At 72.4% G+C, this 23,823-nt stretch carries 24 protein-coding genes, 1 tRNA gene and 1 pseudogene; 15 read left to right on the top strand and 11 right to left on the bottom strand.

The window, feature by feature from the left end; all coding sequences use genetic code 11:
- Positions 1 to 263: 263 nt before the first annotated feature.
- The 5 genes and pseudogenes from ACFFJB_RS03905 to ACFFJB_RS03885 all read right to left on the bottom strand — a co-directional run bounded on the left by ACFFJB_RS03905 (position 264) and on the right by ACFFJB_RS03885 (position 3,228).
- Positions 264 to 608, bottom strand: a complete 345-nt coding sequence (locus ACFFJB_RS03905) for an IS3 family transposase (RefSeq protein WP_376829668.1) — start codon at positions 606 to 608, stop codon at positions 264 to 266.
- A 313-nt stretch (positions 609 to 921) separates the two neighbouring features.
- Positions 922 to 1,104, bottom strand: a pseudogene (locus tag ACFFJB_RS03900) (IS3 family transposase); the annotation flags it as partial.
- 266 nt (positions 1,105 to 1,370) lie between these two features.
- Entirely contained in the window at positions 1,371 to 1,820 is a 450-nt protein-coding gene (locus ACFFJB_RS03895) for a universal stress protein (protein WP_376829666.1), read from the bottom strand.
- A gap of 526 nt (positions 1,821 to 2,346) precedes the next feature.
- Positions 2,347 to 2,628, bottom strand: a complete 282-nt coding sequence (locus ACFFJB_RS03890; protein ID WP_376829664.1) for a hypothetical protein — start codon at positions 2,626 to 2,628, stop codon at positions 2,347 to 2,349.
- 183 nt (positions 2,629 to 2,811) lie between these two features.
- Positions 2,812 to 3,228, bottom strand: coding sequence for a DUF1236 domain-containing protein (locus tag ACFFJB_RS03885; protein ID WP_376829662.1), 417 nt, complete (start codon positions 3,226 to 3,228; stop codon positions 2,812 to 2,814).
- Positions 3,229 to 3,433: 205 nt separating this feature from the next.
- Between ACFFJB_RS03885 and ACFFJB_RS03880 the strand changes: the two genes are divergently transcribed.
- The 5 genes from ACFFJB_RS03880 (at position 3,434) to ACFFJB_RS03860 (ending at position 7,483) form a co-directional block, all read left to right on the top strand.
- Positions 3,434 to 4,108, top strand: a complete 675-nt coding sequence (locus tag ACFFJB_RS03880) for a phosphatase PAP2 family protein (RefSeq protein ID WP_376829660.1) — start codon at positions 3,434 to 3,436, stop codon at positions 4,106 to 4,108.
- A 47-nt stretch (positions 4,109 to 4,155) separates the two neighbouring features.
- Entirely contained in the window at positions 4,156 to 4,392 is a 237-nt protein-coding gene (locus ACFFJB_RS03875) for a zinc-finger domain-containing protein (protein ID WP_376829658.1), read from the top strand.
- A gap of 132 nt (positions 4,393 to 4,524) precedes the next feature.
- Positions 4,525 to 5,763 carry an FAD-dependent monooxygenase gene (locus ACFFJB_RS03870; RefSeq protein ID WP_376829656.1) on the top strand — a complete coding sequence of 413 codons (1,239 nt, stop codon included), beginning with the start codon at positions 4,525 to 4,527 and terminating at the stop codon, positions 5,761 to 5,763.
- A 211-nt stretch (positions 5,764 to 5,974) separates the two neighbouring features.
- Positions 5,975 to 6,060, top strand: a tRNA-Leu gene (locus tag ACFFJB_RS03865).
- Positions 6,061 to 6,268: 208 nt separating this feature from the next.
- On the top strand, positions 6,269 to 7,483 hold the full coding sequence (locus ACFFJB_RS03860; RefSeq protein ID WP_376829654.1) for a CaiB/BaiF CoA transferase family protein: 1,215 nt from the start codon (positions 6,269 to 6,271) through the stop codon (positions 7,481 to 7,483).
- 144 nt (positions 7,484 to 7,627) lie between these two features.
- Here the strand turns inward: ACFFJB_RS03860 and ACFFJB_RS03855 are convergent, their stop codons facing one another.
- On the bottom strand, positions 7,628 to 8,428 hold the full coding sequence (locus ACFFJB_RS03855) for a competence/damage-inducible protein A (RefSeq protein ID WP_376829652.1): 801 nt from the start codon (positions 8,426 to 8,428) through the stop codon (positions 7,628 to 7,630).
- Between the two features lie 141 nt (positions 8,429 to 8,569).
- On the opposite strand from ACFFJB_RS03855, the gene sfsA reads away from it, so the two are divergent.
- Positions 8,570 to 9,283: a DNA/RNA nuclease SfsA gene (gene sfsA / locus ACFFJB_RS03850; protein ID WP_376829650.1), complete on the top strand. Its 714-nt coding sequence runs from the start codon at positions 8,570 to 8,572 to the stop codon at positions 9,281 to 9,283.
- A 137-nt stretch (positions 9,284 to 9,420) separates the two neighbouring features.
- On the opposite strand, the gene ACFFJB_RS03845 is transcribed toward sfsA, so the two are convergent.
- Together ACFFJB_RS03845 and ACFFJB_RS03840 are read right to left on the bottom strand one after the other, a co-directional pair.
- Positions 9,421 to 10,581 carry a hypothetical protein gene (locus ACFFJB_RS03845; protein ID WP_376829648.1) on the bottom strand — a complete coding sequence of 387 codons (1,161 nt, stop codon included), beginning with the start codon at positions 10,579 to 10,581 and terminating at the stop codon, positions 9,421 to 9,423.
- A gap of 313 nt (positions 10,582 to 10,894) precedes the next feature.
- Positions 10,895 to 12,073, bottom strand: a complete 1,179-nt coding sequence (locus tag ACFFJB_RS03840; protein ID WP_376829646.1) for a GGDEF domain-containing protein — start codon at positions 12,071 to 12,073, stop codon at positions 10,895 to 10,897.
- A 418-nt stretch (positions 12,074 to 12,491) separates the two neighbouring features.
- On the opposite strand from ACFFJB_RS03840, the gene ACFFJB_RS03835 reads away from it, so the two are divergent.
- Positions 12,492 to 13,295 (top strand): alpha/beta fold hydrolase, encoded by an 804-nt coding sequence (locus ACFFJB_RS03835; protein WP_376829644.1) that lies wholly within the window; start codon positions 12,492 to 12,494, stop codon positions 13,293 to 13,295.
- A gap of 25 nt (positions 13,296 to 13,320) precedes the next feature.
- Here ACFFJB_RS03835 and ACFFJB_RS03830 read toward each other — a convergent pair whose 3' ends face one another.
- Complete coding sequence (locus ACFFJB_RS03830; RefSeq protein ID WP_376829642.1) at positions 13,321 to 14,013, bottom strand: cytochrome c biogenesis protein CcdA; 693 nt, start codon at positions 14,011 to 14,013, stop codon at positions 13,321 to 13,323.
- A gap of 158 nt (positions 14,014 to 14,171) precedes the next feature.
- Here ACFFJB_RS03830 and ACFFJB_RS03825 point away from each other — a divergent pair, with 158 nt between their 5' ends.
- Entirely contained in the window at positions 14,172 to 15,164 is a 993-nt protein-coding gene (locus ACFFJB_RS03825; RefSeq protein ID WP_376829640.1) for a P1 family peptidase, read from the top strand.
- Positions 15,165 to 15,171: 7 nt separating this feature from the next.
- Here the strand turns inward: ACFFJB_RS03825 and ACFFJB_RS03820 are convergent, their stop codons facing one another.
- Positions 15,172 to 16,476, bottom strand: a complete 1,305-nt coding sequence (locus tag ACFFJB_RS03820; RefSeq protein ID WP_376829638.1) for an NAD(P)/FAD-dependent oxidoreductase — start codon at positions 16,474 to 16,476, stop codon at positions 15,172 to 15,174.
- A gap of 604 nt (positions 16,477 to 17,080) precedes the next feature.
- Here ACFFJB_RS03820 and rpe point away from each other — a divergent pair.
- From rpe to ACFFJB_RS03785, 7 genes are all read left to right on the top strand, one after another.
- Complete coding sequence (gene rpe / locus ACFFJB_RS03815; protein WP_376829636.1) at positions 17,081 to 17,764, top strand: ribulose-phosphate 3-epimerase; 684 nt, start codon at positions 17,081 to 17,083, stop codon at positions 17,762 to 17,764.
- Positions 17,765 to 17,843: 79 nt separating this feature from the next.
- Complete coding sequence (purB, locus tag ACFFJB_RS03810) at positions 17,844 to 19,151, top strand: adenylosuccinate lyase (RefSeq protein ID WP_376829634.1); 1,308 nt, start codon at positions 17,844 to 17,846, stop codon at positions 19,149 to 19,151.
- Between the two features lie 114 nt (positions 19,152 to 19,265).
- Positions 19,266 to 19,829 carry an RBBP9/YdeN family alpha/beta hydrolase gene (locus tag ACFFJB_RS03805; protein ID WP_376829632.1) on the top strand — a complete coding sequence of 188 codons (564 nt, stop codon included), beginning with the start codon at positions 19,266 to 19,268 and terminating at the stop codon, positions 19,827 to 19,829.
- A 52-nt stretch (positions 19,830 to 19,881) separates the two neighbouring features.
- The gene (locus ACFFJB_RS03800; RefSeq protein ID WP_376829630.1) at positions 19,882 to 20,883 is read left to right on the top strand and encodes a bile acid:sodium symporter family protein; all 1,002 of its coding nucleotides are present in this window, start codon (positions 19,882 to 19,884) and stop codon (positions 20,881 to 20,883) included.
- A gap of 620 nt (positions 20,884 to 21,503) precedes the next feature.
- Entirely contained in the window at positions 21,504 to 21,779 is a 276-nt protein-coding gene (locus ACFFJB_RS03795) for a hypothetical protein (RefSeq protein ID WP_376829628.1), read from the top strand.
- A 209-nt stretch (positions 21,780 to 21,988) separates the two neighbouring features.
- Positions 21,989 to 22,255: a hypothetical protein gene (locus ACFFJB_RS03790; RefSeq protein WP_376829626.1), complete on the top strand. Its 267-nt coding sequence runs from the start codon at positions 21,989 to 21,991 to the stop codon at positions 22,253 to 22,255.
- Between the two features lie 101 nt (positions 22,256 to 22,356).
- Complete coding sequence (locus ACFFJB_RS03785) at positions 22,357 to 22,638, top strand: hypothetical protein (RefSeq protein ID WP_376829624.1); 282 nt, start codon at positions 22,357 to 22,359, stop codon at positions 22,636 to 22,638.
- 101 nt (positions 22,639 to 22,739) lie between these two features.
- Here the strand turns inward: ACFFJB_RS03785 and rpsD are convergent, their stop codons facing one another.
- Positions 22,740 to 23,357, bottom strand: coding sequence for a 30S ribosomal protein S4 (rpsD, locus tag ACFFJB_RS03780; protein ID WP_376829622.1), 618 nt, complete (start codon positions 23,355 to 23,357; stop codon positions 22,740 to 22,742).
- Between the last annotated feature and the right edge of the window lie 466 nt (positions 23,358 to 23,823).

The following is a 23,823-nucleotide window of genomic DNA, read 5'->3' as shown; positions in this document are numbered from 1 at the left end:
CGGTTCGGCTCCGCCGTATCATCTGCAACTGATGCCCAAAACTGGCCGACGGACGGCTCGACGCAGCTTCCGCCAGACGATCTGGCGTAGCGGATGCTGTCATACTGCGATCCCCTGCCGGAATGATGCGCCAGACCGCTCCCGTGAACAGGCCGCCGTTCATGCAGGGCCTGTTCAGGTGCGTCGGGCGCAAAGCCCGCATGCGCTGTCCGGCTCACGCGCCAGCCAGCGATGCGACGGGCACAAGCACCGGTGACAAAGCCTCACCAGGCGCTGACGCAGGTGAAGTCCGGAAGCCGGAGCCTGTCCGGGGCTGGGGCATGGAAGATGCGGTTGACATGGTCGCGAGGACAGGGCGCGGCCCTGTCATGCACCGTGGTGCGTATCCGCTTGCCGCGAGCGGCGCCGTGCAGGCCGGGGCCGGCCATCAGCCGCCCGACGGCGCAGCGCGCAACCGCGAAGCCTTCGCGCGGCAGCCGCCGCCGGACCTTGCGCGCGCCGCAGACCCCGAAGTTCCCGACGAACACTCGCTCGATTTCCGGCCTGAGCGCCAGATCCCGCGTCGCCTGCGCCGACAGCCGTCCGGGGTCATGCGCGACTGGCGACATGAGCGTGCCAGGTTGACGGGGCGATCGGCGGCGCCTTGCAGGGCGGCCATGCAGGCGATAGTGACGGTCTCCTGGTTCAGGAGGACGACTGTTCGGGCTGCTAAGCACCAAAAGATTGAATGAACCTTGTCGACAGCAGTGCAGTCGCGATGCGCTCCGCCAGGGCTTCCAGGACTTCGCCGCTATCGCCAGGAAGCGCATTAATAAAACCGTTTCGGGCGTCCTCATCAAGCGGAGGAAAATTAAAGCCGCCGATCAGCATCAGCCAGCTGTCTGTAATTCGGGCAGCGTTGATGTCATGCCAAATTGTACCTTGAAGGACGTCGTCGTAGCTGAACCTGGCGTCGAATGCCGGCGCGTCGCGCGAGAAGGCGTCGACCACCGTCAGCACCCGCATCTTGCGGCCCCTGGCGAGTTGGTCGTGCACGACGTCCAGGGCCCAGACATCGTCCGGGCCGACAGCCTCAGCGCGGCCCTCGCGCAGCTTCGCCTGCACCGGCCAGATTTTGCGATTTCCTGAAAATACAGAGTTTCTCGGCCAGACGGCGCAGGCAGACGCGGCGGCGGTCCGGCGTGCGCACGAAGCGTGAGCTCCGCCCGCCCCGGCGCGACGCGCCCCCGGGCGCCCGCCAGGCCAGACGGCTGGCCGGGCCGGCGCGCCAGACCGTCTTCCGGCGGCGTCCGCCGTCCGCGCCGGTCAACAGGGCGGGCGCGGGCAGATCCCGCCCGCGCCGCAGGCCGGCCGTCACGCCCTGCGCGCCCCTAGCGCACCACGAGCACCGGGATGGTGGTGTGGGCCAGCACTTCGGCCGTCTGGCTGCCGAGCAGCACGCGCTGCACGCCGCGCCGGCCGTGCGACGACATCACGATCAGGTCGCACCCCTTGTGCTGCGCGAAGCGCACGATCGCCTCCGCAGGAGACCTGTCGATTTCGTGGGCGAGCTCCGCCTTCACGTCATGCGCCGAAACGAGATGTTCAATGGCGGCGAAGCGCTCCTTCATGGCCTCGTCGATCTGGTGGTCATAATAGGCCACCGGATTGTCGATGCCGCCGATACGCGACGCCTCCGCCATTTCCTCCGAGCGGACGGGTGGCAGAACCGTCAGGATCGTGACCCTGGCGCCCAGCGGCCTGGCCAGCGCCAGCCCGTGTTCAATGCCCTTGCGGGCGAGCTCCGAGCCGTCCGTCGTGATCAAAATGTGTTTGTACATCCATCGCCTCCGGTAGCGCTGCCCGAATATCGTGCACGTTACCTGATTTCAGACAAGCGGCGCGCCTTCTGTATTTGACGCAGATCAAATTTCCCGGCGCGAAAAGCATCAGGAGAAAAGCATCAGGAACTGTCCTTCAGGAACTGTCCTTCAGGAACTGTCCTTGTGCTCCGGCGACGCGCCCCGCGGGGCCCGGCGGGGGCCGTCCGCTCCATCCAGGGCGCGGGTCATGTCCCGGCCTCACCCGGCGCGACGGGCGGCGCCCGGCGCCGTGGCGGCCCCACCGTCCCCGCCGTCTGCCCCCCCGGTCCGCGCGACGCAGGCGCAGGCGCAGGCGACGCCGCTGTGGCGCCGCGGCAGGCACGGCGCGGCGCGGACATCGACGCCCTGGCCAAGCGCGGTGACAGGCGCGGGAGAACGAAAGGAAACAGGCGCGGGGCGCCGCGCGGACCGGAGAGACGGCCGGCGCGGAGACTGCGGGCGGCGGGCCCGCGGCGCCGCTCCGCCGGAGAGCCCCCCGGGCCCCTTACGCGCCCGCGTCCCGCGTCTCCTTGCGTCCGCCGGCCTCGGCGACATGGGCCGGATCGATCGCCGCCAGCGAAACCAGCAGGCGCTCCCGCAGGTCGCGCAGCGCCTCATAGCGTTCGAAATGCGGCGTGTTGTCGAGCAGGGCGCCGATGACGCCGCCGGCCTTGCCGCCAAACCGCAGCAGGTTCTCGCTGTTGTTGGCCCGGATCACCCGCCGCACCTCCGCGATCTCCCCGTCAATGTCCCGCAACTCCGCCCGCAGCGCGTCAACGTCGATCATCTCCGCCTCCCTGAAAACGCCGGCTCGCCCGGAGCCGGACGGCGGGCAGCCCCGCAGCGCCCGCCCCCCCTTGCCGCGCCGCGCGACCGGAATGGCCGCGGCGCGGCATGCTGCGCGTCATTTCGCGCCGCCGCGCGCCTGCGGGCGCGGCCGGCGACGCCGCCGGCCGGAGTCTGGCTGACGTTACTCGATCACCTGGATCACCCGGCGGGTCTGCGGATCGACGATCACCGGCGTGTCGTTCACCACCGTATAGCGGTAACCGCGCGCGCCATATTCTTCCGGAACCTCGTAATAGGTCACGCCGCTCCCGGGCAGAACGACCCCCGCCTCCAGTTTTCCTTCGTAAACATACGACGGATGGCGCTGCTCAACCACATACTTTCGAAACTTCGGCGTATTGTCTCCGACAATGCCGCCAATGACGGCGCCGCCGAGGCCGCCGACCGCCGCGCCCACCGGCCCGCCGACAATCGCGCCGCCCACGGCCCCCGCCGCAGCGCCGCTCGCGGCGCCGCCTGCGGCGCCCTCCGGATTCTTCTGCGCCAGCGCGACGGCTGGCGTGAGGGCGATGGCCGCGGCCAGAACAAGGATTTTCATGTCGGATCTCCTGAATTTGTGTCGGTGTGTTAACCACACGACAGGAGCGATGTTCCGGAATGACGCGCGCGCCTGCGTCAAATTCCGCGCGGAGCGCGCCCAGACCTGAACGGAACAGAAACTGTCGCCCGGCGGCGACATGATTTCGCCGGATTTGCACCGTCATGCCCGGCGACCGCCGCACGCCCCACAGGAGAGGTCCCCCATGCGCGGCCCCGCCGCATCCGCCCTCGCCGTCGCAGGCCTGCTGTGCCTGCTGGCCGCCGCAGCGCTTGGCATGGCGGCGGTCCATGGCTTCGCCGCCGGCTTCGACCACGCCCTTCTGCGCGGCCTGCGCCAGGCGAATGACCTGGCGACGCCCGCCGGCCCGGCATGGGGCCTGGGGCTGGCGCGCGCGCTCACCCTGGCCGGCTGGTCGCCGGCGCTGGCGGCGGCGACGGCGGTCACGGCGGCGCTGCTGTGGCGGAGCGGCGCGCGGCGCGCGGCGCTGCAGCTGGGAGCCGGAGCAGCGCTCGCCTTCCTGCTGGCCGGCGCGCTCAAGCTGGCGGTGGCGCGGGCGCGACCGGAGGTGACGCCCTATCTCGGCGGCTTTTCCGGTTACAGCTACCCCAGCAGCCACGCCATGCTCTCCATGGCGGTTTACGTGATGATCGCGCTCACGGCGCCGGCGCTGCGCCGGGCGCGGACGGCCGCCGTGGCCGGGGCGGCGGCGCTGGCGCTGCTGGTGGGCGCCACGCGGCCCTATCTCGGCGTGCACTGGCCCACGGACGTGCTGGGCGGATGGCTGGCCGGGGCCGGCGTCGCCCTGGCTTACGCAGCGGCGCGCGCCCGCGACCACGCGCCGCCGCAGGCCGGCCCCTCGGGTCTGGCGTCCGGGTGAGCTTGCGCTTATGGTGCCGGCGCAGTTGGACTGATGAGGATGCGACCATGGCGGCCCATGCCACCCCCCACTTCCAGAACGATCCGGGCGTCCCGGTGATCGAGGTCGGTTCGCGCGAGTTCATGTGCATCGGCGCGCGTCCGCCGTTCGATCATCCGCACATCTTCATCGACATGGGCGACGAGACGGAGGCTGTCTGCAGCTACTGCTCGACGCTGTACCGTTTCAACCCGGCGCTGAAGGCAGGCGCGTGCAACCCGCCGGAGTGCGCCTGGGAAGGCTGAGGCGCCGCCGCACGCCGCCTGTCCACACTGGAATCCTTCGCTGATCACCGTCGCCGGCGCCTGTTTCTCCGTTTTCGCCGGCGGCGCTTCTCCGCCGGGCGCGCCGCCGCTCCGGCGATGGCTGGAAGTCCCATGACCCGCCACGCTTCCACTGGCGCCGGCACGGCCGTCATCGCCGGCGCAGGCATTGGCGGCCTCGCCGCCGCCCTGACCCTCCGCGAAGCCGGCGTCGAAACCATACTGGTTGAGCAGCGCACCGCGCTGGGCGAAACCGGCGCCGGCATCCAGCTGTCTCCCAACGCCAGCAACGTGCTGTTCGCGCTGGGGCTTGGCCCGGCGCTGATGCGCCATGCGGTGGAGCCGCAGCGGGTGCGGGTGCGCGCCCTCGCCGGCGGCGCCGAGCTGGCGCGCATGGAGCTGGGCCAGGCCATGCGCGACCGCTATGGCGCGCCCTATCTGGTGATCGCCCGCAACGACCTGCACATGGTGATGCTGGACGCGCTGCGCGGCGGCCCCGGCGCGCGCATTCTCACCGGCCGCACCGTCACGGCGGCGCACACCCGCGGCGAGAGAGCGGTGGTCACGGCGGCCCGCGGCAACGGCCAGGAAGAGGAGCTGGCCGGCGACTTCGCCATCGGCGCCGACGGGGTGTGGTCGCGCCTGCGCCGCGCGCTCGGCGCCGCGCCGCCGCGTTACCGGGGCTATCACGCCTGGCGCGCCGTGATTCCGGCCGGGGCGCTGCCCGCCGGCCTGGACGTGGCGGAAACCGGCCTGTGGCTCGGCTCCGGCCGCCACCTGGTGCATTACGGCGTCAACGCCGGCCGCTCGGTGAACGTCGTGGCGGTGATCCCGGCGCGGGAGGCCCTGCCGGCGTGGAGCCACGAGGCCGACCCGCAGACTGTCCGCGACGCCTTCCGCGACGCCCATCCCCAGGCGCGGACGCTGGTGGCCAGCGCCGGCGAATGGCGCATCCACGCCCTGCACGACGCGCCGCCGCCGGCGCGCTGGAGCAGCGGGCGGGTGACGCTGCTCGGCGACGCCGCCCATCCGGTGCTGCCGTTCCTCGCCCAGGGCGGGGCGCTGGCCATCGAGGACGCCGCCACCCTCGCCAGCCTGGTGGGCGAGGCGATGCGGGCCGGCATGCCGCTGCCGCGGGCGCTGGAGATGTACGCAGCCGCGCGGCGGGCGCGGGCCGCGCGGGTGCAGCGCGAGGGCCGGCGCAACGGCTGGATCTACCACCTGCCGCCGCCGCTGAGCCTGGCGCGCAATCTGGTCATGCGGCGCATGGGCGGCGACGGCGTGCTGGCGCGTCACGACTGGCTGTACGGCTGGCGCCCGCCGCAGATCGCCGCGGCGCGGCGCACGGGCTGAAACGGCGCCCCGCCCCGCCGCGGCGCAGGCCGGAGAAGCGCCGGCCGGCGGCAGGCGTCGCGGCGACGGCGCAGGCGCTGTCCCGCCCCCGTTGCACGGCGGCGCTCACGGCTGCTTGAAAGCGCGCGGGCCTTCGCGCATAAGCGGTCTGGTCCGGGTGGCTCCGCCGCGCCTGCGCCTGCGCCGGCGGCGGCGCGCAGGCGCCCGAGGCGCGGACGTGGCGAAACTGGTAGACGCAGCAGACTTAAAATCTGCCTCTCGCTGAGAGTACGGGTTCGAGTCCCGTCGTCCGCACCATCCCGGATCCCCCTGTCCCGGCGGAACGCGGACGCGGCGCGGCCGGGCCGGCGCCGCGGCGCCTCTCCGCGCTTTTCCCCTGACGCATGGCCGGACGCGTGTTTCCGTATGGTTATGCAATTGCCGGGCGCCGCGCTTCGTGACAGCTTTCCGGCGAACGACAGAAGTCCGCGAAACGCCGCGGACCGGGAAGGGACAGGAGACAGTCGTGAGCCAGGGCACGAAACGGGCGGCGCCGCAGGCAGGCGCAATGTTCGGGGGGCTGCGGGTGCTGGACGTGGCGTCGTTCGTCGCCGCCCCGTCGGCGGCCACCATCCTCGCCGACTTCGGCGCCGACGTGATCAAGATCGAACCGCCGGACGGCGGCGATCCCATGCGCAGCTTCCACCTTGCGCCCGGCCTCACGCCCACGGAGCACGCCTATTTCTGGACCATCGTGGGCCGCAACAAGCGCAGCGTCGCCCTTGACCTCAAGCAGCCGGCGGACCGGGAGAAGCTCTACGCCATCGTGCGCACCGCCGACGTGTTCATCACCAACATGCCGCTGAAGGCGCGCGAGCGGCTCGGCATCCGCTGGGAGGACGTGCGCCACCTCAACGACCGGCTGGTCTACGCCTCCTTCACCGGCTATGGCGAAACCGGCGCGGAGAAGGATCTCGCCGCCTTCGACGCCACCGCCTGGTGGGCGCGCTCCGGGCTGATGGACCAGGTGCGCCCCAGCGACGACAGCGTTCCCGCCCGCTCCACCCCCGGCATGGGCGACCAGATGGGCGCGCTGGCGCTCTATGGCGCCATCGTCTCGGCCCTGTACCGGCGCGAGCGCACCGGCCGCGGCGCCCATGTGGGCTCGTCGCTGATCGCCAACGGCGCCTGGTCGAACGCCATCTCCATCCAGGGGGCCGTCGCCGGCGTGGCGCCGCCGCGGCCGGTTCCGCGGCTGGAGGTGCGCAATCCGCTCGGCAACCACTACCTGTGCGGCTGCGGGCGCTGGCTGACGCTCTCGGTCACCGCCAGCCAGCAGGCGCAGTGCTGGCCGGCGCTGACGCGCGCGCTCGGCCTGGAGCAGCTGACCGACGATCCGCGCTTCGCCACCATGGCCGCCCGCGCCGGGCGCGCTCCCGAGCTGATCCGGCTGCTGGACGACGCCTTCGCGCGCCGCCCGGCGCAGGAATGGAGCGCCTTGCTCACCGGCGCCGGCGTGCCCCACGCCGTGGTGGCGCGCGCCATGGACGCCGCCCATGACGCGCAGATGCTGGCCACCGGCGTGCTCACCCCCATGCAGGGCCTGCCCGGCGCCCCCTACACCATCGACAGCCCGCTGTGGATCGAGGACGAGCCGAAGCGCCCGCCGGCGCCGCCGCCGGAACTCGGCGCCCACAATGAGGAAATCCTGGCGGAATGCGCCGCCGCGCAACAGGCGTGACCGCCGCGCCGGCGCGCTTTCATGTTCCCGGGCCCGGCGCCGCGGCCAGGCTGCTGCTGCGGCGCCTCCCGCGGACGCCGGCCGTGGCGCGGAACGCCGGCGCGCCGCCCACCCGGCGCGGCGCCGCCCGAGAGGGGCGGCGCCTCAGGCCGGCTGCGTCCGGCGCACGCCTGGCGGCAGGGCGGCCAGCATGGCCTCCACCGCCTGTTTCGCCTCCTCCAGCCGCGCCGCGTCGCGGCAGCGCAACACCAGGCGGGTGTTGAAGCCGCCGGCGTCGACGAATGGATAACTGCCCATCAGCACGTCCGGAAACGCCTTCTGGACGCCGGCGAAACCCTCCACCACGTCGCCCTCGCGACAGTCCGCCTGGATGGTGACCGACAGCATGCGCCGGCCGCCGCGCAGCCGCGGGGCCACGTAATCCATCATCGACTGCATGATCGACGGCACGCCGGCCATGGTGATGACGTTGCCGATCCAGAAGCCCGGCGCGCCCGACACCTCGTTCAGCACCAGCTCCGCCCCCGCCGGAATGCGCGCCATGCGCAGCCGCGCCGGCGTCAGCTCGGCGGGCTTCAGGCGTTTCAGCATTTCGTTCACCGCGCGCTCGTCCACGTCGATGCTGACGCCAAAGGCCGCCGCCACGGCGTCGGCGGTGATGTCGTCGTGGGTGGGGCCGATGCCGCCGGTGGTGAACACGTAGTCATGGCGGCGGCGCAGGGCGTTGAGGGCGTCGACGATCTCCTGATGGTCGTCAGGCACAATACGCGCCTCTTTCAGGTCAATGCCCAGATTGCACAGGTAGCCGGCGATAAAGCCGATGTTGCGCTCCTTGGTGCGGCCGGAAAGGATCTCGTCGCCAATCACCAGCACGGCGGCGGTCACCGGCCGCTCCCCGTCCCGGGTTTCTTCCGGCGCCGCCGCGCCCTCTGTCCGTTCCGTCATGTCGCCTCCGTCGTGTTGCGCCCGATTGCAGCCGCTCCCGTTGTAGCCGCGGCGCCGGCGCCGGACCACGCGCAAGACGGCCTGCGGCCAGACCCGCGCCGGCGGTTTCCTCCGGGGCGAAAAGGCGCTAACCCGTCCGCCATGCTGTATCCATCTCCCCTTGTCGAGGCCCGGCTGCTGCGGCGCTACAAGCGCTTTCTCGCCGACATGGAGCTGGCCGACGGAACGGTCGTCACCGTCCACTGCGCGAATCCGGGGGCCATGCTCGGCCTCACCGGACCGGGCAGCCGCACGATGCTGTCCCGTTCGGACAATCCACGACGAACCCTGCAATGGTCGTGGGAGCTGGTGGAAGTCGGCGCCCCGCACGCGCCGCAGTGGGTGGGAATCAACACCGCCCGGCCCAACGCCCTCGCCGAGGAGGCGATCCGCGCCGGCGTCATTCCGGAGCTGGCCGGATATGGCGGCCTGCGCCGCGAGGTGCGCTATGGCAGGGCGAGCCGCATCGACATCCTGCTGGAGGATCCGCAGCGGCCGCCGTGCCACGTGGAGGTGAAGAACGTCCACCTGATGCGCCGCGACGGCCTTGCGGAGTTTCCGGACTGCGTCACCGCCCGCGGGGCCAGACATCTGGCCGAGCTGGCGGACATGGTCCGCGCCGGCAGCCGGGCGGTGATGCTCTATGTGGTGCAGATGCAGGCGCAGGCCTTCACCCTCGCCGCCGACCTCGATCCGGCCTACGCCCGGGCCTGGCGCGCCGCCACCGACGCCGGGGTCGAATCCCTCGCCGTGGTGACCGACATCAGCCTCACCGAACAGCGGATCGGACGCGCCATTCCGGTCCTCCCGCCCTGAGGCGCGGCGCCCTTCCCGCGCCGGCTCTCCCCCCATCCGGCTGGCGGCGCCGGCGCGCGGCCGCGCCGTCCCGAAAAAGCAAGACGCGCCGCGCGGACCCCGCGCGACGCGCCTGAAAGCAGCCCCGGTCGCCCGGATCAGCGGGTGGCGGCGAGGCTCACCACATTGTTAACCGGCGCCTCGGCCATGCGGCGGCTCATGCCGGGCCGGTAGATGGCGACGCGGTCGTCGCGGCTGCGGGCGGCGGCCAGCGCCCCCCAGGCGGCGTCGATCAGGGCGTTGACGTCGTGGCCGACCTGCTCGGTGGAGGCGACGCCGATGCTGATCTTCCAGCCCTGCTCGCGGCAGACGCCATCAAGGCCGGCGACCACGCCCTGGAAATGGTCGAGCGCGTCGGCGGCGGTGCGGCGGCACAGCACGGCCGCCAGCTCGGCGCGGCCGACGATGCTGAACTGGTCCACCGCCTTCACGCTGCCCTCGAAGCGGCGCAGCACCTTCTCGAAGGCCACGGCGTCCGGGGCGCCGGAGCGGCCCATGTCGACGTGGATGAAGGCCATTGCCACAGGCTCGTTGCGGGCGCGGTGGCGGCGCAGCAGCAGGCGCACGTTGGCGAAGAAGGTGCTGCGCGACCGGATGTGATGGCGGTCCACCGCCTCGCGGCGCTTGCGCTCGGCGGCGCTGGCGTGCTCGCGGGCCAGCGCCAGGGCGAAGGTGCCGAAGGCGATGGTGGTGATGATGGAGATGAAGAACAGCGACGAGTAGGCCCAGTCCGCGCTCGGCGCCGCGCCGATCGGATAGGGCGCGTAGGGCGTGATGAAGATGCGCGCCACATAGGCCAGGGCGGTGGCGGCGCACAGCAGGATCATCGGCATGCGGGCCGGCAGGGAGACGCCGCGGGCGCGGACGAACTCAAAGGCCGAGACCGCCCAGGTGAACGCGTAGAGGAAGCACACCGCCCGCAGCTGCGCCACCGAGCCGTTGTCGAACAGGCCGGAGAAGCCGATCACGATCCAGCACGCCGGCGGCAGGAACACCATGGGCAGCACCACCGGCCGGCCGCCGAAGGTGCGCACCCCCTGCCAAGACATGCCGTAGGCGAGCATGATCACCAGGATGCCGAGGAAGTTCCGCTCATCGAACGAGTACGGCAGCAGTTCGACCAGAATGCGCAGCACGCCGCCGACGAGGAACGAGGCCGCCCACCACGCCAGATACGAGGCCGCCGGTTTCTTCCGCCAGAAGTACAGCAGCACCGCGCCCTGCGCCGCGCTGACGAGACCTCCTGACAGGAGGAGCATTTCGACATTGACCTGCATGCCTGCACCGAGATTTCGAGGACGGTGGCGCCCCGGCCATCGCCTGCAAGGTGAATGACAACGCCAGCTTACGCATAAACGCCGCCATTCCCCAAAACCTTGCGCCGTCGCCTCGCGGCGCGACGTCCTGCCGGGGAGAAAAGCGGCGTCTCGAATGGCCTACCTGGGGGGGGGAGGGTGGGTACATTCAGCCCGTCGGCTATATCCGTGAAAATACGGCGCATGTCAATAGTTGCGCCGGCGCACATTTGCAACAAAACGGCCGACCCTGCCGCCGCCGTTTTCCAGGCGGGGATCACGCCGTCTGCCGGATCCCAAGGTTTTCAACGGCTCCGCTGTCCCGCGCCGCCAGGCCGGGATGGTAGCGCACGATCGGAGCGCCTGCAAAACGTGCATGCTGCAGGGCCTGTTCGGCGGCGACGATCATGGCGCGCAGGTCGCCGCCCGCCTGGGTGGAGCTGACGATTCCCGCCCGCGCCAGCGCGTCGAGGCCGGCTGCGGAGGCGGCGCGGACGAAGCGCGCGCACAGCTCGCCGGCGATGTCCTCGCCCTCGCCCGAGGCCACGTCGCTGACCAGCAGCGCGAAGGTGGCGTCGCCCATGCGGGCGAACAGGTCGGTGGGCTTGAGCACGCCGCCGGCGACGCGGGCGAACAGGCGCAAGGCCTCCCCCTTCTCCCGGCCGCCGGACGTCGCCAGCGACACCAGCGCCAGACAGGCCTGGCGGCCTTCATCATGATGGCGGGCGACGATTCGCGCGCCCTGGATCAGGAAGGCCCCGCGCCGCAGCGCGCCGGTCTCGGCGTCGACGATGGCCGGTGATTCGCGCGCGGGGTCGCGCTGGCCGTGGCTGGTGCTCACCGCGAGAAAGGCCACCATGGACAGCAGGGCGAACACCACCAGCGCCGCCAGCGCGTGCCAGACCGCGGCGTCCGTGTCGCCGGAGCCGAGGGGGAACGGCAGGGCTGCGTTGTAGACCGCGCGCAGGGCGAACAGCAGGCTGAAGGCCAGGGCGGCGGCGGCCAGCGGCCGGCGCGGCCCGTCCATCTGGCTGCTCCAGCGCCAGCATTCCACCGCGCACAGCAGGAAGCACGCCGACATGTACGCGGAGAGCGCGCAGGCGACCAGGGCGGCGTCGCCGACGAACGGCCGCCAGGCGCAGGCCGCCGCCCACAGCACCGGCGGCGCCGCGATGAGGCCGAGGGGCGCGTGCCGGCCGCCGATGCGCCGCGCCGCGGCCACGAACAGCGACCCGGAGAGCGCCACCAGCCCCCCGCCAAGCCCCGCCGACGCCTCAAGCCCGAGCGTGGACCCGGCCCCCAGCAGGGCGAAGCCGCCGCCGAAGGCCACGAACGCGCCTCCGCCCAGCCCGAGCGCCGGGCGGGCGCGGTCGCCAAGCCAGAAAAACAGCAGCAGACAGCCCTGCACGATCGCGGTGCAGTAGGTCGCAATGATGATCGTGGGCATATCCAGCATTACGCACGATCCATATCACACCGGAACCGGGGCCTTCAGGAGATTGCCACAGTTAACTGATCAAATATGAGAAAGGTGGTCAAACAGCGCCGTAATTGCGTTCATTTCACATTACGGCGCGCCCATACGGCGGCTAATCCGCCGCTCCAACGATGCGTCCTCCCAATTCCCCTCGCCGCGCGGCGCAGGCGCCGGCAAAAACCCTCGCTGTTCCATCATATGTGTGGTTGACCGGCGCCGGAACGGGGACTGAAATAAGACTGGCGCGTACTCACAGAATCGTGAACGCAACATGTTCCGTTTTGAAGGCGCCTGATGAAACGGTGAGCCACAGACGCTGGCGCAGGGGCCCGCGCTCCTGCCAAAAACCCGCGCCCGCGCGCCGGCGCAACGCCACGTCATTTCGGGAAACGTCCAGATGCCGCTGATCGAAACCCGCCGACACCGCTTCAATGTCGTCATCGACGGGCCCGGGGACGCGCCCCCGCTGCTGATGGCGCATCCGCTGGGCGCCTCGCTGGAGGTGTGGACGCCGCAGGTGGCGCGGCTGGCGCGCCGCTTCCGCGTCATCCGCTATGACGCCCGCGGCCACGGCGACACCCCGGTTCCGGCCGACGCCGCCGGCGAGGCCGGACGCGAGGGCGTCGGCGCCCTCGGCCAGGACGCGCTCGACGTCATGGACGCGCTCGGCCTTGCGCGCGTCCACTGGTGCGGCCTTTCCATGGGCGGCATGGCCGGGCAGTGGCTGCTGGCCAACGCGCCGCACCGGCTGGACCGCGTGGTTCTGAGCAACACCGCCGCCACCACCGGCCCGGCCGAAGCATGGACGGAGCGGCTGGCCGTCCTGAAGTCGGAAGGCATGGCCGGGCTCATCGACGGCGTCATGGCGCGCTGGTTCACCCCGGCCTTCGCCGCCGCCCATCCGGACCGGGTGGAGACGGTGCGCCGCCTGGTGCTGCGCACCAGCCCGGAAGGCTACGCCGCCTGCGCCATGGCGCTGCGCGGCATGGACCTGCGGCAGGCGATCGCCGGCGCGACGCCGCCCACCCTGGTCATCGCCGGCGCCCATGACGCCGGCACGACGCCGGAGCAGGCGCAGTTCATCGCCAGCCAGCTGGCCAACGCCAGGCTGCTGACCCTCGACGCCGCCCATCTCTCCAATGTGGAGCAGGCCGGGCCGTTCACCGAGGCGGTGGCGGAGTTCCTGCTGGGAACGGACTGACCGGCGGTCCGCGGGCGGCGGCGCGTCAGCCGGCGCCGCCCAGCGCCGGGCGCCAGTGCAGCAGCGCCAGCACGCCGTGGCGCCATGCGCCGGTGAGCATCAGCAGGCCGCAGAGCGTCAGCGCGGCGGAGGCGAACACGCCCGGCCCCACGGGGCGGACGTCCAGCGCCCGGAACGCCGCCGCCAGCAGCCAGATGACCACGGCCGCGGCCAGAAACCAGAGCGACGCCGCCAGCGCGTAGAGCGCCAGCTGGACCACGCCGCCGGCGGAGCCGGCGCCGAGACTGACGAGAATGGCCTGCAGGGCCGGGCCGGCGGCGGGCGGCCAGTTGAGGCCGCAGGCCACGCCTGCCAGCCAGCCGGCCCACAGGCCGGCGGGCCGCGGCAGGCGCATCCACGCCGGTCCCGGCCGGCAAAAGGAGGCCAGCAGCGACAGGCCGGTGAGCACGATGGCGAGCGCTCCCAGCTGGCGCGGCAGCTCCGCCGCTCCGGCCAGCGGCGTCGCCGCGGCGAACCCCGCCGCCACCACCGCCAGCGCCAGGGCGAAGCCGAGCGCGAAGGCCGCTGACAGCAGCAGCGCCCGCCGCGCCGCCCGCCGCGGCCGCCAGGGCGGCGGCGCCTCGCAGGCCTCCGCCGCCAGCAGCGCCAGCAGCGGCGCCGCCATCAGGAAGATTCCCGGCTGGAGGAAGGCGGCGAAACCGCCCGCAAGACTGTTCATAAGCCCGCTCGCCGCCATTATGCTCCATCCTTCCCCGCCGCCTGCAGGCCGTCGCGACGCGCCCCGCCGGCGGCCAGGATCATATGCTCCGGCGCGCCGGTCAATCGCGCCGCCGCAGGCGCGCCCCACGGGCGACGACGCCGCAGGGAGACCCAACGATGCGCAACCTCATCACCGACGTCGCCGGCGTGAAGGTCGGCAACGCCAGCGACCGGCGCGCCGCCACCGGCGTGACCGCCGTGGTGTTCGACGCCCCGGCCACGGCCTCCGTCGCGGCGCTCGGCGGCGGCCCCGGCGCGCGGGAGACCGACCTGCTCTCGCCCGAGATGACCGTGCAGCAGGTGGACGCCATCCTGCTCTCCGGCGGCTCCGCCTTCGGCCTCGCCGCGGCGGACGGCGCCATGACCGAGCTGGCGGCGCGCGGGCGCGGCTTCCAGGTGGGGGCGGCGCGCATCCCGATCGTGCCCCAGGCCATCTGCTTCGACCTCCTGAACGGCGGCGACAAGGCCTGGGGCGACGCCCCGCCCTACCGCGATCTGGGCCGCGCCGCGGTGGCCGCGGCGGACGTGACCTTCCGCCTCGGCAGCCACGGCGCCGGGCTGGGCGCGACCACCGCCGAGGTCAAGGGCGGCCTCGGCTCGGCCAGCGCCGTCACCGCCAGCGGCCACACCGTGGGCGCGATCGTCGTGGTCAACGCCGTGGGCTCGGCGCTGGTGAACGGCGGGCCGCATTTCTGGGCCGCCCCGTTCGAGCGCGACGGCGAGTTCGGCGGCCTCGGCTGGCCGGCGGACGTCGGCGCCGCCCGGCTGACGACGCCGCTGAAGGGCGTGGCCGCCGGGGCCAACACCACCATCGCCGTCGTCGCCACCGACGCCGCGCTGGACAAGGCCCAGGCGAAGCGCGTGGCGTTTTCCGCCCATGACGGCTTCGCGCGCGCCATCCGCCCGGCGCACACGCCGCTGGACGGCGACATCGTCTTCAGCGCCGCCACCGGCCGGCGCCCGCTGGGCGATCCGGTGGCGGCGCTGACCGAACTGTGCGTCGCCGCCGCCGACGTCATGGCCCGCGCCGTGGCCCGGGGCGTCTATCACGCCGAGGCCCTGCCCTTCCCTGGGGCGGCGCCTTCGTGGCGCGACCGCTTCGGCCGCTGAGGGCCCGTCAGCGGAAACGCGAGGCGGCGAACGGCGCCGGATCGACGAAGGGCGTCTCGCCGGCGATCATCTCGGCCACCAGCCGCCCGGTCACCGGGCCGAGGGTCAGGCCGTGATGGGCGTGGCCGAAGGCGAACCACAGCCGGTGATGGCGCGGCGCCGGGCCGATCACCGGCAGCATGTCCGGCGTGCACGGGCGCGCGCCCATCCACGGCTGCGGCTCCAGCCGCTCGCCGAGGGGGAAGAACTCCCGCGCCACCGGCTCGGCGCGCATCAGCTGCACCGGCGTGCGCGGCGCGTCGCGCAGGGCGAATTCAGCCCCGGTGGTGAGCCGGACGCCCTGGCGCATGGGGGCGAGGAAATAGCCGCGCTCCACGTCCAGCACCGGGTGGTTGAGCCGCGCCGCGCCGGCGGCGGCGAAATGCATGTGGTAGCCGCGCTTCACCGCCAGCGGCAGGTCGTATCCCAGCCGCGCCGCCAGATCGCCGGACCAGGGCCCGAGGGCGATCACCGCCTCGCGCCCCTCCGCCCAGCCGGCTCCGGCGCGCACCCGCCAGCCGGCGCCGTGCGACTCCAGCGACAGGGCGTTGGCCTGCACGAAGCGCGCGCCGTGCTTCATCGCCAGCTGCATGTAGGCGAGGCACAGGGCGTGCGGATCGTTCACCGTCCACGGGTCGGTCCAGTGCAGCGCCCCGGCGAGGCCGGGGGTCAGGAACGGCTCGGCCGTGGCCAGCTCGTCCGGCGTCAGCTCGCGGTAACCGACGCCGAAATCGCGCTTCCAGCGGGCGGCTTCGGCGAAGCGCAGGTCGCGCTCGCGCGCGGTGCGGAACACCTTGAGCCAGCCGCCCGGGCGCAGCAGGTGTCCGGCGCCGGCCGCGGCGGCCATGGCGCGGTGCTCGTCGACGCAGCGGCGGATCAGCGGCTCGTAGAGGCGGGCGATGGCGTCATGGGAACGGACCGCGGAATGCCGCCAGTACCGGTAAAGGAACGGCGCCAGCGCGGGCAGCGCCGACAGGTGGTAGTAGGCGTCGATGGTGCGGTTGAAGGCGTAGCGCAGCAGCGCGCCGAAATCATGCGGAAAGCCGTAGGGGTAAACGCCCTCGCGCTGGATCAGGCCGGCGTTGCCGTAGGAGGTCTCCTCGCCGGGGCCGCGCCGGTCGACGATCACCACCGACTGCCCGCGCATGGCGAGGCTGGCGGCCACGCACACGCCGATGATTCCCGCGCCCAGCACGAGAATGTCGGCGGCCCCGCCGCCCGCGCCGGCGACGGCGGCCGGACCGGTCTGCGTTTCGGAGCGTGGCGTGGTCATGACGTCCCCCTGGCGGCCCGCGGCCGCGTGGTTCAGGCGCCGCGCCCGGCCCGGAGCCGGAAAAGGCGGCGCGCGCTGTTTTTCATTCGCCTGCCGGCGCGGACATATTATGGCGGAGGCGCGACGGCGTCGCCGCGCCTCCGCCGGGACCGCGGCGCGCCGTTCCGCGCCGCCGTCCGCCGGACCGTTCACGGCCTTCGCCGGCGCCGTTCGCCGGCGCTCCCGTCCGCCCCGCGTCCTCGCCGCGCGCCGCGCCGGCCGCTCCCGCCCGGCTACACCGGCTGCGGCCGCCCGCCACCCCCGGTCCGGGGACATGGCGGCTGCTCCGCGGCGCGGATCATGACGCGCTCCCCGGCGCTTCCGGGCCGCCCCCGGCGGGCGCCGCGGCGGCGCCCCGACATTGTCGATCACGGCGGGGAGTGGTAGAGCCACTTCCGCCTTCAGCGGAGTCGCGGCGCGACGTCGCTCCAGGCCCAGAACGCATCGCCCTGGCGTTGGGCGCGTCCCGCCGTTTTCCGGAAGCGGGGCGCAGCGCGTCCGGCATTCCCGCGCGCGCCCGGCCGGCAATTCCGGATGTCTTGCAACCTCAGGAAGGCGCGCGCACATGCGAGCACCGCTGATCATCGCCCCCTCCATCCTTTCGGCCGACTTCGCCCGGTTCGGCGAGGAAGTCCGCGCCATCGACGCCGCCGGCGCCGACTGGATCCACGTGGACGTCATGGACGGCCACTTCGTGCCGAACATCTCCTTTGGTCCGGACGTGATGAAGGCGCTGCGCCCGTACAGCGACAGGCTGTTCGACGTGCACCTGATGATCGCGCCGGTCGATCCCTATCTCGAGGCCTTCGCGAAGGCCGGCGCCGACCGCATCAGCGTGCATGTGGAGGCCGGCCCCCACCTGCACCGGTCGCTGCAGGCCATCAACGCCCTGGGCAAGAAGGCCGGCGTGGTGATCAACCCGGCGACGCCGGTGTCCACCATCGAAAACGTGCTCGACCTCATCGACATGGTGATGGTGATGTCGGTGAACCCGGGCTTCGGCGGCCAGGCGTTCATTCCGCAGGCGGTGAACAAGGTGGCGCAGGTGAAGGCGCTCGTCGACGGGCGCCCCATCCACATTGAGGTGGACGGCGGCGTCAGTCCGGAGACCGCCGGGCCGCTGGCCGCGGCCGGCGCCAACGTGCTGGTGGCCGGCTCCGCCGCCTTCCGCGGCGGCCCGGAGCATTACGCCGCCAACATCGCCGCCATCCGCCGCGCCGCCGAACTCGCCCGCGGCGACGTCTGCTGAGAGCGGCCCGACGCAACACCCCGCGCCGCGGCCTCGCCCGCCGGCGCCAGACCCACTTCGCACAGCAAGAGCCACGCCCATGATCCCGCGCTACAGCCGCCCCGAGATGGTCGCCATCTGGACGCCGGAGACCCGCTTCCGCATCTGGTTCGAGATTGAGGCGCACGCCGCCACCGCCCTGGCGAAGCTGGGCGTGATCCCGCAGGAGGCGGCCGACAGGGTGTGGGAGAAGGGCGCGAACGCCGTCTTCGACATCGACCGCATCGACGAGATCGAGCGCGAGACCAGGCACGACGTCATCGCCTTCCTGACGCATCTGGCCGAGATCGTCGGGCCGGAGGCGCGCTTCGTGCACCAGGGCATGACCTCCTCGGACGTGCTGGACACCTGCCTCAACGTGCAGCTCACCCGCGCCGCCGACATCCTGCTGGCCGACATCGACAGCCTGCTGGCCGCCCTGCGCCGCCGGGCGTTCGAGCACAAGATGACGCCCACCATCGGCCGCTCGCACGGCATCCACGCCGAGCCCACCACCTTCGGCCTGAAGCTGGCGCAGGCTTACGCCGAGTTCTCGCGCAACCGCGAGCGCCTCGTCGCCGCGCGCAGGGAGGTGGCCACCTGCGCCATCTCCGGCGCCGTGGGCACCTTCGCCAACATCGACCCGCAGGTGGAGGAATATGTGGCGCAGCAGATGGGCCTTGAGGTGGAGCCGGTCTCCACCCAGGTGATCCCGCGCGACCGCCACGCCATGTTCTTCGCCACGCTTGGCGTGATCGCCTCGTCGATCGAGCGCCTCGCCGTCGAGATCCGCCACCTGCAGCGCTCCGAGGTGCTGGAGGCGGAGGAGTATTTCTCCGAGGGCCAGAAGGGCTCCTCGGCGATGCCGCACAAGCGCAATCCGGTGCTCACCGAAAACCTCACCGGCCTCGCCCGCATGGTGCGCGCCTACGCCCTGCCGGCCATGGAGAACGTGGCCCTGTGGCACGAGCGCGACATCTCCCACTCCTCGGTGGAGCGCATGATCGGCCCGGACGCCACCGTGACCCTCGACTTCGCCCTGGTCCGCCTCACCGGCGTCATCGACAGGCTGCTCGTGTATCCGGAGAACATGATGAAGAACCTGAACCGCCTCGGCGGTCTGGTTCACTCGCAGCGCGTGCTGCTGGCCCTGACCCAGAAGGGCTGCTCGCGCGAGGACAGCTACCGCCTCGTGCAGCGCAACGCCATGCCGGTGTGGCGCGGCGAAGGCGACTTCCTCACCCTGCTCAGGAACGATCCGGACGTGAAGAAGTATCTCACCGACGCCGAGCTCGAGGAAAAGTTCGATCTCGGCTACCACCTGAAGCATGTGGACACCATTTTCCGCCGGGTGTTCGGCGAAGCCTGAGACGGGACCCGGACACGGACAGGCGGCGCGCCGCAGGGGCGCCGCGCCCCGAGGCCACGGCGCCCGCCCCCGCGGCGGGCGCAGGGCGTTGTGGCCGCCGGGCAGGAGCACGCGATGAAGGCCGCTGACTGCGACATCCTGATCATTCCCGGCTGGGCCGGCTCCGGCCCGGACCACTGGCAGACGCGCTGGCGGGCCAGGCTCTCCACCGCCCGGCTGGTGGAGCAGGCGGACTGGAGCCGGCCCCGCCTCAGCGCCTGGTGCGAGCGGCTTCTGGCGGAGGCGGCCGGCCGCGACCGGCCGCAGGTGCTGGTGGCGCATTCGCTCGGCTGCATCCTGGTGGCGGCGGCGCGGCTGGCGGCGGCCACGGCCGCGCCCGGCCACATCGCCGGCGCCTGGCTGGCGGCGCCGCCGTCAGAACGCGCGGTGCGGGCTATTCCCGGCATGGACCCGGCGTTCACCCCCTTCCCGCGCGAGCCCCTGCCCTTCCCCGCCGTGGTGGTGGCCTCAAGCAACGATCCCTACTGCCCGCAGGAGGACGCGCGGGCGCTGGCCGGGGCGTGGGGAGCGCGCTTCCTCGACGCGGGCGAATCCGGTCACCTCAACGTCGCCAGCGGCCATGGCCCGTGGCCGGACGGCGTCCTGCGGTTCGCCGCCTTCCTGCGCGAACTGCGCTGATCCACCCTGTTTCCGCCAGCTGGCGGCGACGCCGGCGTCCCGAGGCCTGCACGTGCGCATTCTCTCCCGCCTCCGCCCTGACGTTTTCACGCTGCTGCTCGCAGCCACGGTCGCGCTGGCCTCGCTGCTGCCGGTGACCGGCGAGGCGGCGCAGGCGTTCGCGCTGGTCACCAAGGCGGCGGTGGCGCTGCTGTTCTTCCTGCACGGCGCGAAGCTGTCGCGCGAGGCGGTGACGGAGGGCCTCGCCCACTGGCGGCTGCATCTGGTGGTGCTGTCGCTCACCTTTGTGCTGTTTCCGCTGATGGGGATCGCCTTCGACCTCAGCTTCAGCCGCTGGATCAATCCGCTGCTGGGGATGGGCGTGCTGTACCTGTGCCTGCTGCCCTCCACGGTGCAGTCGTCGATCGCCTTCACCTCCATCGCCGGGGGCAATGTGGCGGCGGCGGTGTGCAGCGCCTCCGCCTCCAACCTGCTGGGGGTGTTCCTGACGCCGCTGCTGGTGGCGCTGGTGATGGACGTGGAGGGCGGCGGCGTGTCGTGGAGCGCCGTGACCGGAATCGTCTGCCAGATCCTGCTGCCGTTCATCGCCGGCCAGACCGCCCGGCCGTGGATCGGCGGCTTCCTCAACCGTCACAAGCCGCTGACCAGCCTTGTCGACCGCGGCTCAATCCTGATGGTGGTGTATCTGGCGTTCAGCGACGCGGTGGCGCACGGGCTGTGGCGGCGGCTCGACGCGCTGGACCTGGTCGAGCTGGCGCTGGCCTGCGCGGCGCTGCTGGCGGCGGCGCTTGTGGCGGCCACCTGGCTGGCGCGGCGGCTGGGCTTCAGCCGCGAGGACGAGATCGCCATCGTGTTCTGCGGCTCGAAGAAGACCCTGGCCTCCGGCCTGCCCATGGCCAGCGTGCTGTTTCCGGCGGCGAGCGTCGGCGTCATCGTGCTGCCGCTGATGCTGTTCCACCAGATCCAGCTGATGGCCTGCGCCGTGCTCGCGCGGCGCTACGCCGACACGGCCCCCGACGCCGGCGCGCCCGGCGTGGCCGGCGAAGGCATCTGACGCGCGCCGCGCCCGCCGGCCCCGTCCGCGCGGTTCGTCCCGCCGCAGGGATGTCGCGGCCGGCGCGGGCGCGCCGGGCCGTCCTCCCCGCCGTCCCCGCGGCTCCCGCGCCCGCGCCGGGCCGATGGCGCGTCTTCACAATCGCGCGCCCTGCGGAGCCATGTCCCCATCCAGGGATGTCGCCGTGTCCCTGCCCCGGACACGAGTGGACCGCTGCGGCCGTGGCCCTGCGGCGCGGGCGCGCGGGGTCATGTCCGGCGAGAGGGAGAAGACGCGTGTCCATTCCGCCGCACCTGTTTCCGGCGACAGGCCTGCTGACGCGGCGGCCGCCCGTTCCTGAGGCCGGCGCCTGTCCGCCGCCGGCGCCGGAGGGGCCGCCACAATGTTGCGCGGCGGCGGCAATGAGGGGGACATGCAGCGCCCGGCGCGGCGCCGAAGGCCGGAATGGCGCCGCCGCCTCCGGCGCGCCGGCGTCGCCCTCCTCCCCGGTCCGCGCCGCCCTGCGCCCGCAGGGGCGGAGCCGCGCGCCGCTGGGGGCGCGCTCCCCGGCCGGCGCGGGGCGGGACCCGCGCCGCCTCCCGGAGCCGGCGCTTCCGCTGCGGCCGCGGAGGATGTCTGCGATGAGCTTCCTGCATTCCGCCCTGCGCGTGGCGCTCCTTGCGCCGCTGCTGCCCTGGGCCCTCGCCGCCAGCCCGGCGGCGGCGCGCGCCGTCCCGCCGGCGGTGCATGCGTTCTGCGCCCGGGTTGCGGCGGCGTGCTGCGCGCGCGAGCCGGACGGCGCGGCGCGCCAGACGTGCGTGGCGCGCGAATATGCGCGCTGCGTCACGGCGTTTCCGCCTTCCATGGCGGAGCGCCTGCAGCACGCCGGCGAGGAGCCGCCTGACGATCCGCGCTGATCCGGCCGCCCGCCGCGCGGACCGCCTGCAAGATTACTCAAGGTAATTTTATGTAAATCTGCTTGTGCACGCCGGCGCACGGCCCGGATCACATTATCGTGCGAATGAATCATTGTCCAAATTCTGGGATGTCGGCGCGGGCGTCATGCCTGGCACCTAGGCGCGGCGCCAGAAACTGGCGTCATCGCCAACGCATAGCGGAAAGGAGCATGCCCGTGCCGTTCTTGCCACATCTGGTTCTGGCCGCCGGCCTTCTGGCCCAGCCGGTCGAGCCCGCAGGTGCCCGCCAGTCACGGCCGCCCTCCCAGGACCTGCGCGACTACTGCATGGACGCGGCCCGGCTGTACTGCGGCTATGACTGGGACGCCCAGCGTCTCGCCGCCTGCATCGACCGGGAATATCACCGCTGCCTGCGCGTTCTCGCCCGCTCGCCGGTTCTCGCCCTGCCGCCGGCGCCGCTGGCCGAGGAGCCGTGACGCCCGCAGCCGCGCCGGCGCGGCGCAGGCCCCGCCTGGCCGGCGCGCCGCCGGCCGGGACGGAACACGCGACACGACCATGTGACGGCAGGAGATCGCCGATGCCCGCCCCAGAGAAAAACATTCCGGAAAAAAACGCTTCAGGACAGCGTCCGCCCGCCGCAGCGCCGTTCGCCGTCGCCCTGGCCAGCCTCCTGGCGGGCGTCTGCGCCGGCGCGCCGGCCGCGGCCCGCTCGGTCGGCCCGGCGGTGCACCTGCTGTGCCGCCATGTCGCCGTCGCCACCTGCGTCGCGGAGCGGGATCCCGACCGCAACCGCGCCTGCGTCGCAAGGGAATACTGGCGCTGCGTCCGGGAGTTTCCGCCGGACGCCTCCGGCCGCTGAGCCCGCCGCACGGGGCGGAGCGCGGGGCCCCAAAAGCAGAAAGCCGCCCGGACGGGCGGCTTTCGCGCGCGGAGCGGTCCGGCGGAGCGGACCGGCTGCGATCAGCGCGAGTAGAACTCGACCACCAGGTTCGGCTCCATCTGCACCGGGTACGGAACGTCCGACAGGCCCGGCACGCGGAGGAACTTCGCGACCATCTTGCCGTGATCGACCTCGATGTAGTCCGGCACGTCGCGCTCGGCCAGCTGGCTGGCGACCACCACCATCTCCAGCTGCTTCGACGACTCCCTGACCTCGATGACGTCGCCCGGACGCACGCGGTAGGAGGGGATGTTGACGCGGCGGCCGTTCACCCTGACATGGCCGTGGTTGACGAACTGGCGCGCGGCGAACACGGTGGGAACGAACTTGGCGCGGTACACCACCGCGTCGAGGCGGCGCTCGAGCAGCCCGATGAGGTTCTCCGCGGAGTCACCCTTCATGCGGATGGCCTCCTTGTAGGTCTTCACGAACTGCTTCTCGGTGATGTTGCCGTAGTAGCCCTTCAGCTTCTGCTTGGCGCGCAGCTGCGTGCCGTAGTCGGAAATCTTGCCCTTGCGGCGCTGGCCGTGCTGGCCGGGGCCGTACTCGCGCCGGTTCACCGGGGACTTCGGACGCCCCCAGATGTTCTGGCCCATGCGCCGGTCAATCTTGTACTTGGCGTTCAGCCTCTTCGACATGTCGCAATCCCTTTTGCGCGAACAGTGACAGGGACGCGCCCTCCTCTGCCTCCCTGAGGAGACTGACAGTTCCGCTGCGGGAAGAACCACAGGGAACGCGGGTGCGCTGCGCGGCTGCTGGCGGGGGGTGCCCTTCCGGCGAAACCGCAAAAGCCGCGCGGGCCCCGCCGGGACCCGCGCAACGGGGGTCCATTAGCGGCTGGGCGGGGCGCTGTCAAATGCCGGAGCGCTTCGGACGCCGGCGCGCGGGGCGACGCGCGCGGCCGGCGCCAGGCCAGTAGGGATCCCGGCTGGCAGGCCGGGCGACGCGCGCGGCCGGCGCGTCCATGTATAGACCCGCCATAACCCGGAATATCTGCAAGAAACTGCAAATATCATGACATGTACACGTATTTTTGAAACAGATGGGCAATACAGTCGCATCCAGATTTGGGGATATCGCGGCGACGACACAAATTGCATTGGT

The sequence above is a fragment of the Camelimonas abortus genome (genome assembly GCF_042432745.1).
Lineage (GTDB): Bacteria > Pseudomonadota > Alphaproteobacteria > Rhizobiales > Beijerinckiaceae > Camelimonas > Camelimonas abortus.
Note: the sequence above shows the minus strand (reverse complement) of the source record. Positions and strands in the feature narration are given on the sequence as shown.

Coding starts and splice junctions, on each gene's coding strand:
- ACFFJB_RS03825 (WP_376829640.1), top strand. CDS start 14,172: ATGCGCAACCTCATCACCGACGTCGCCGGCGTGAAGGTCGGCAACGCC.
- ACFFJB_RS03905 (WP_376829668.1), bottom strand. CDS start 608: ATGTCGCCAGTCGCGCATGACCCCGGACGGCTGTCGGCGCAGGCGACG.
- ACFFJB_RS03790 (WP_376829626.1), top strand. CDS start 21,989: ATGCCCGTGCCGTTCTTGCCACATCTGGTTCTGGCCGCCGGCCTTCTG.
- ACFFJB_RS03835 (WP_376829644.1), top strand. CDS start 12,492: ATGCCGCTGATCGAAACCCGCCGACACCGCTTCAATGTCGTCATCGAC.
- sfsA (WP_376829650.1), top strand. CDS start 8,570: ATGCTGTATCCATCTCCCCTTGTCGAGGCCCGGCTGCTGCGGCGCTAC.
- ACFFJB_RS03840 (WP_376829646.1), bottom strand. CDS start 12,073: ATGCTGGATATGCCCACGATCATCATTGCGACCTACTGCACCGCGATC.
- ACFFJB_RS03890 (WP_376829664.1), bottom strand. CDS start 2,628: ATGATCGACGTTGACGCGCTGCGGGCGGAGTTGCGGGACATTGACGGG.
- rpe (WP_376829636.1), top strand. CDS start 17,081: ATGCGAGCACCGCTGATCATCGCCCCCTCCATCCTTTCGGCCGACTTC.
- rpsD (WP_376829622.1), bottom strand. CDS start 23,357: ATGTCGAAGAGGCTGAACGCCAAGTACAAGATTGACCGGCGCATGGGC.
- ACFFJB_RS03795 (WP_376829628.1), top strand. CDS start 21,504: ATGAGCTTCCTGCATTCCGCCCTGCGCGTGGCGCTCCTTGCGCCGCTG.
- ACFFJB_RS03785 (WP_376829624.1), top strand. CDS start 22,357: ATGCCCGCCCCAGAGAAAAACATTCCGGAAAAAAACGCTTCAGGACAG.
- ACFFJB_RS03830 (WP_376829642.1), bottom strand. CDS start 14,013: ATGAACAGTCTTGCGGGCGGTTTCGCCGCCTTCCTCCAGCCGGGAATC.
- ACFFJB_RS03875 (WP_376829658.1), top strand. CDS start 4,156: ATGGCGGCCCATGCCACCCCCCACTTCCAGAACGATCCGGGCGTCCCG.
- ACFFJB_RS03880 (WP_376829660.1), top strand. CDS start 3,434: ATGCGCGGCCCCGCCGCATCCGCCCTCGCCGTCGCAGGCCTGCTGTGC.
- ACFFJB_RS03845 (WP_376829648.1), bottom strand. CDS start 10,581: ATGCTCCTCCTGTCAGGAGGTCTCGTCAGCGCGGCGCAGGGCGCGGTG.
- ACFFJB_RS03855 (WP_376829652.1), bottom strand. CDS start 8,428: ATGACGGAACGGACAGAGGGCGCGGCGGCGCCGGAAGAAACCCGGGAC.
- ACFFJB_RS03820 (WP_376829638.1), bottom strand. CDS start 16,476: ATGACCACGCCACGCTCCGAAACGCAGACCGGTCCGGCCGCCGTCGCC.
- ACFFJB_RS03895 (WP_376829666.1), bottom strand. CDS start 1,820: ATGTACAAACACATTTTGATCACGACGGACGGCTCGGAGCTCGCCCGC.
- purB (WP_376829634.1), top strand. CDS start 17,844: ATGATCCCGCGCTACAGCCGCCCCGAGATGGTCGCCATCTGGACGCCG.
- ACFFJB_RS03805 (WP_376829632.1), top strand. CDS start 19,266: ATGAAGGCCGCTGACTGCGACATCCTGATCATTCCCGGCTGGGCCGGC.
- ACFFJB_RS03885 (WP_376829662.1), bottom strand. CDS start 3,228: ATGAAAATCCTTGTTCTGGCCGCGGCCATCGCCCTCACGCCAGCCGTC.
- ACFFJB_RS03870 (WP_376829656.1), top strand. CDS start 4,525: ATGACCCGCCACGCTTCCACTGGCGCCGGCACGGCCGTCATCGCCGGC.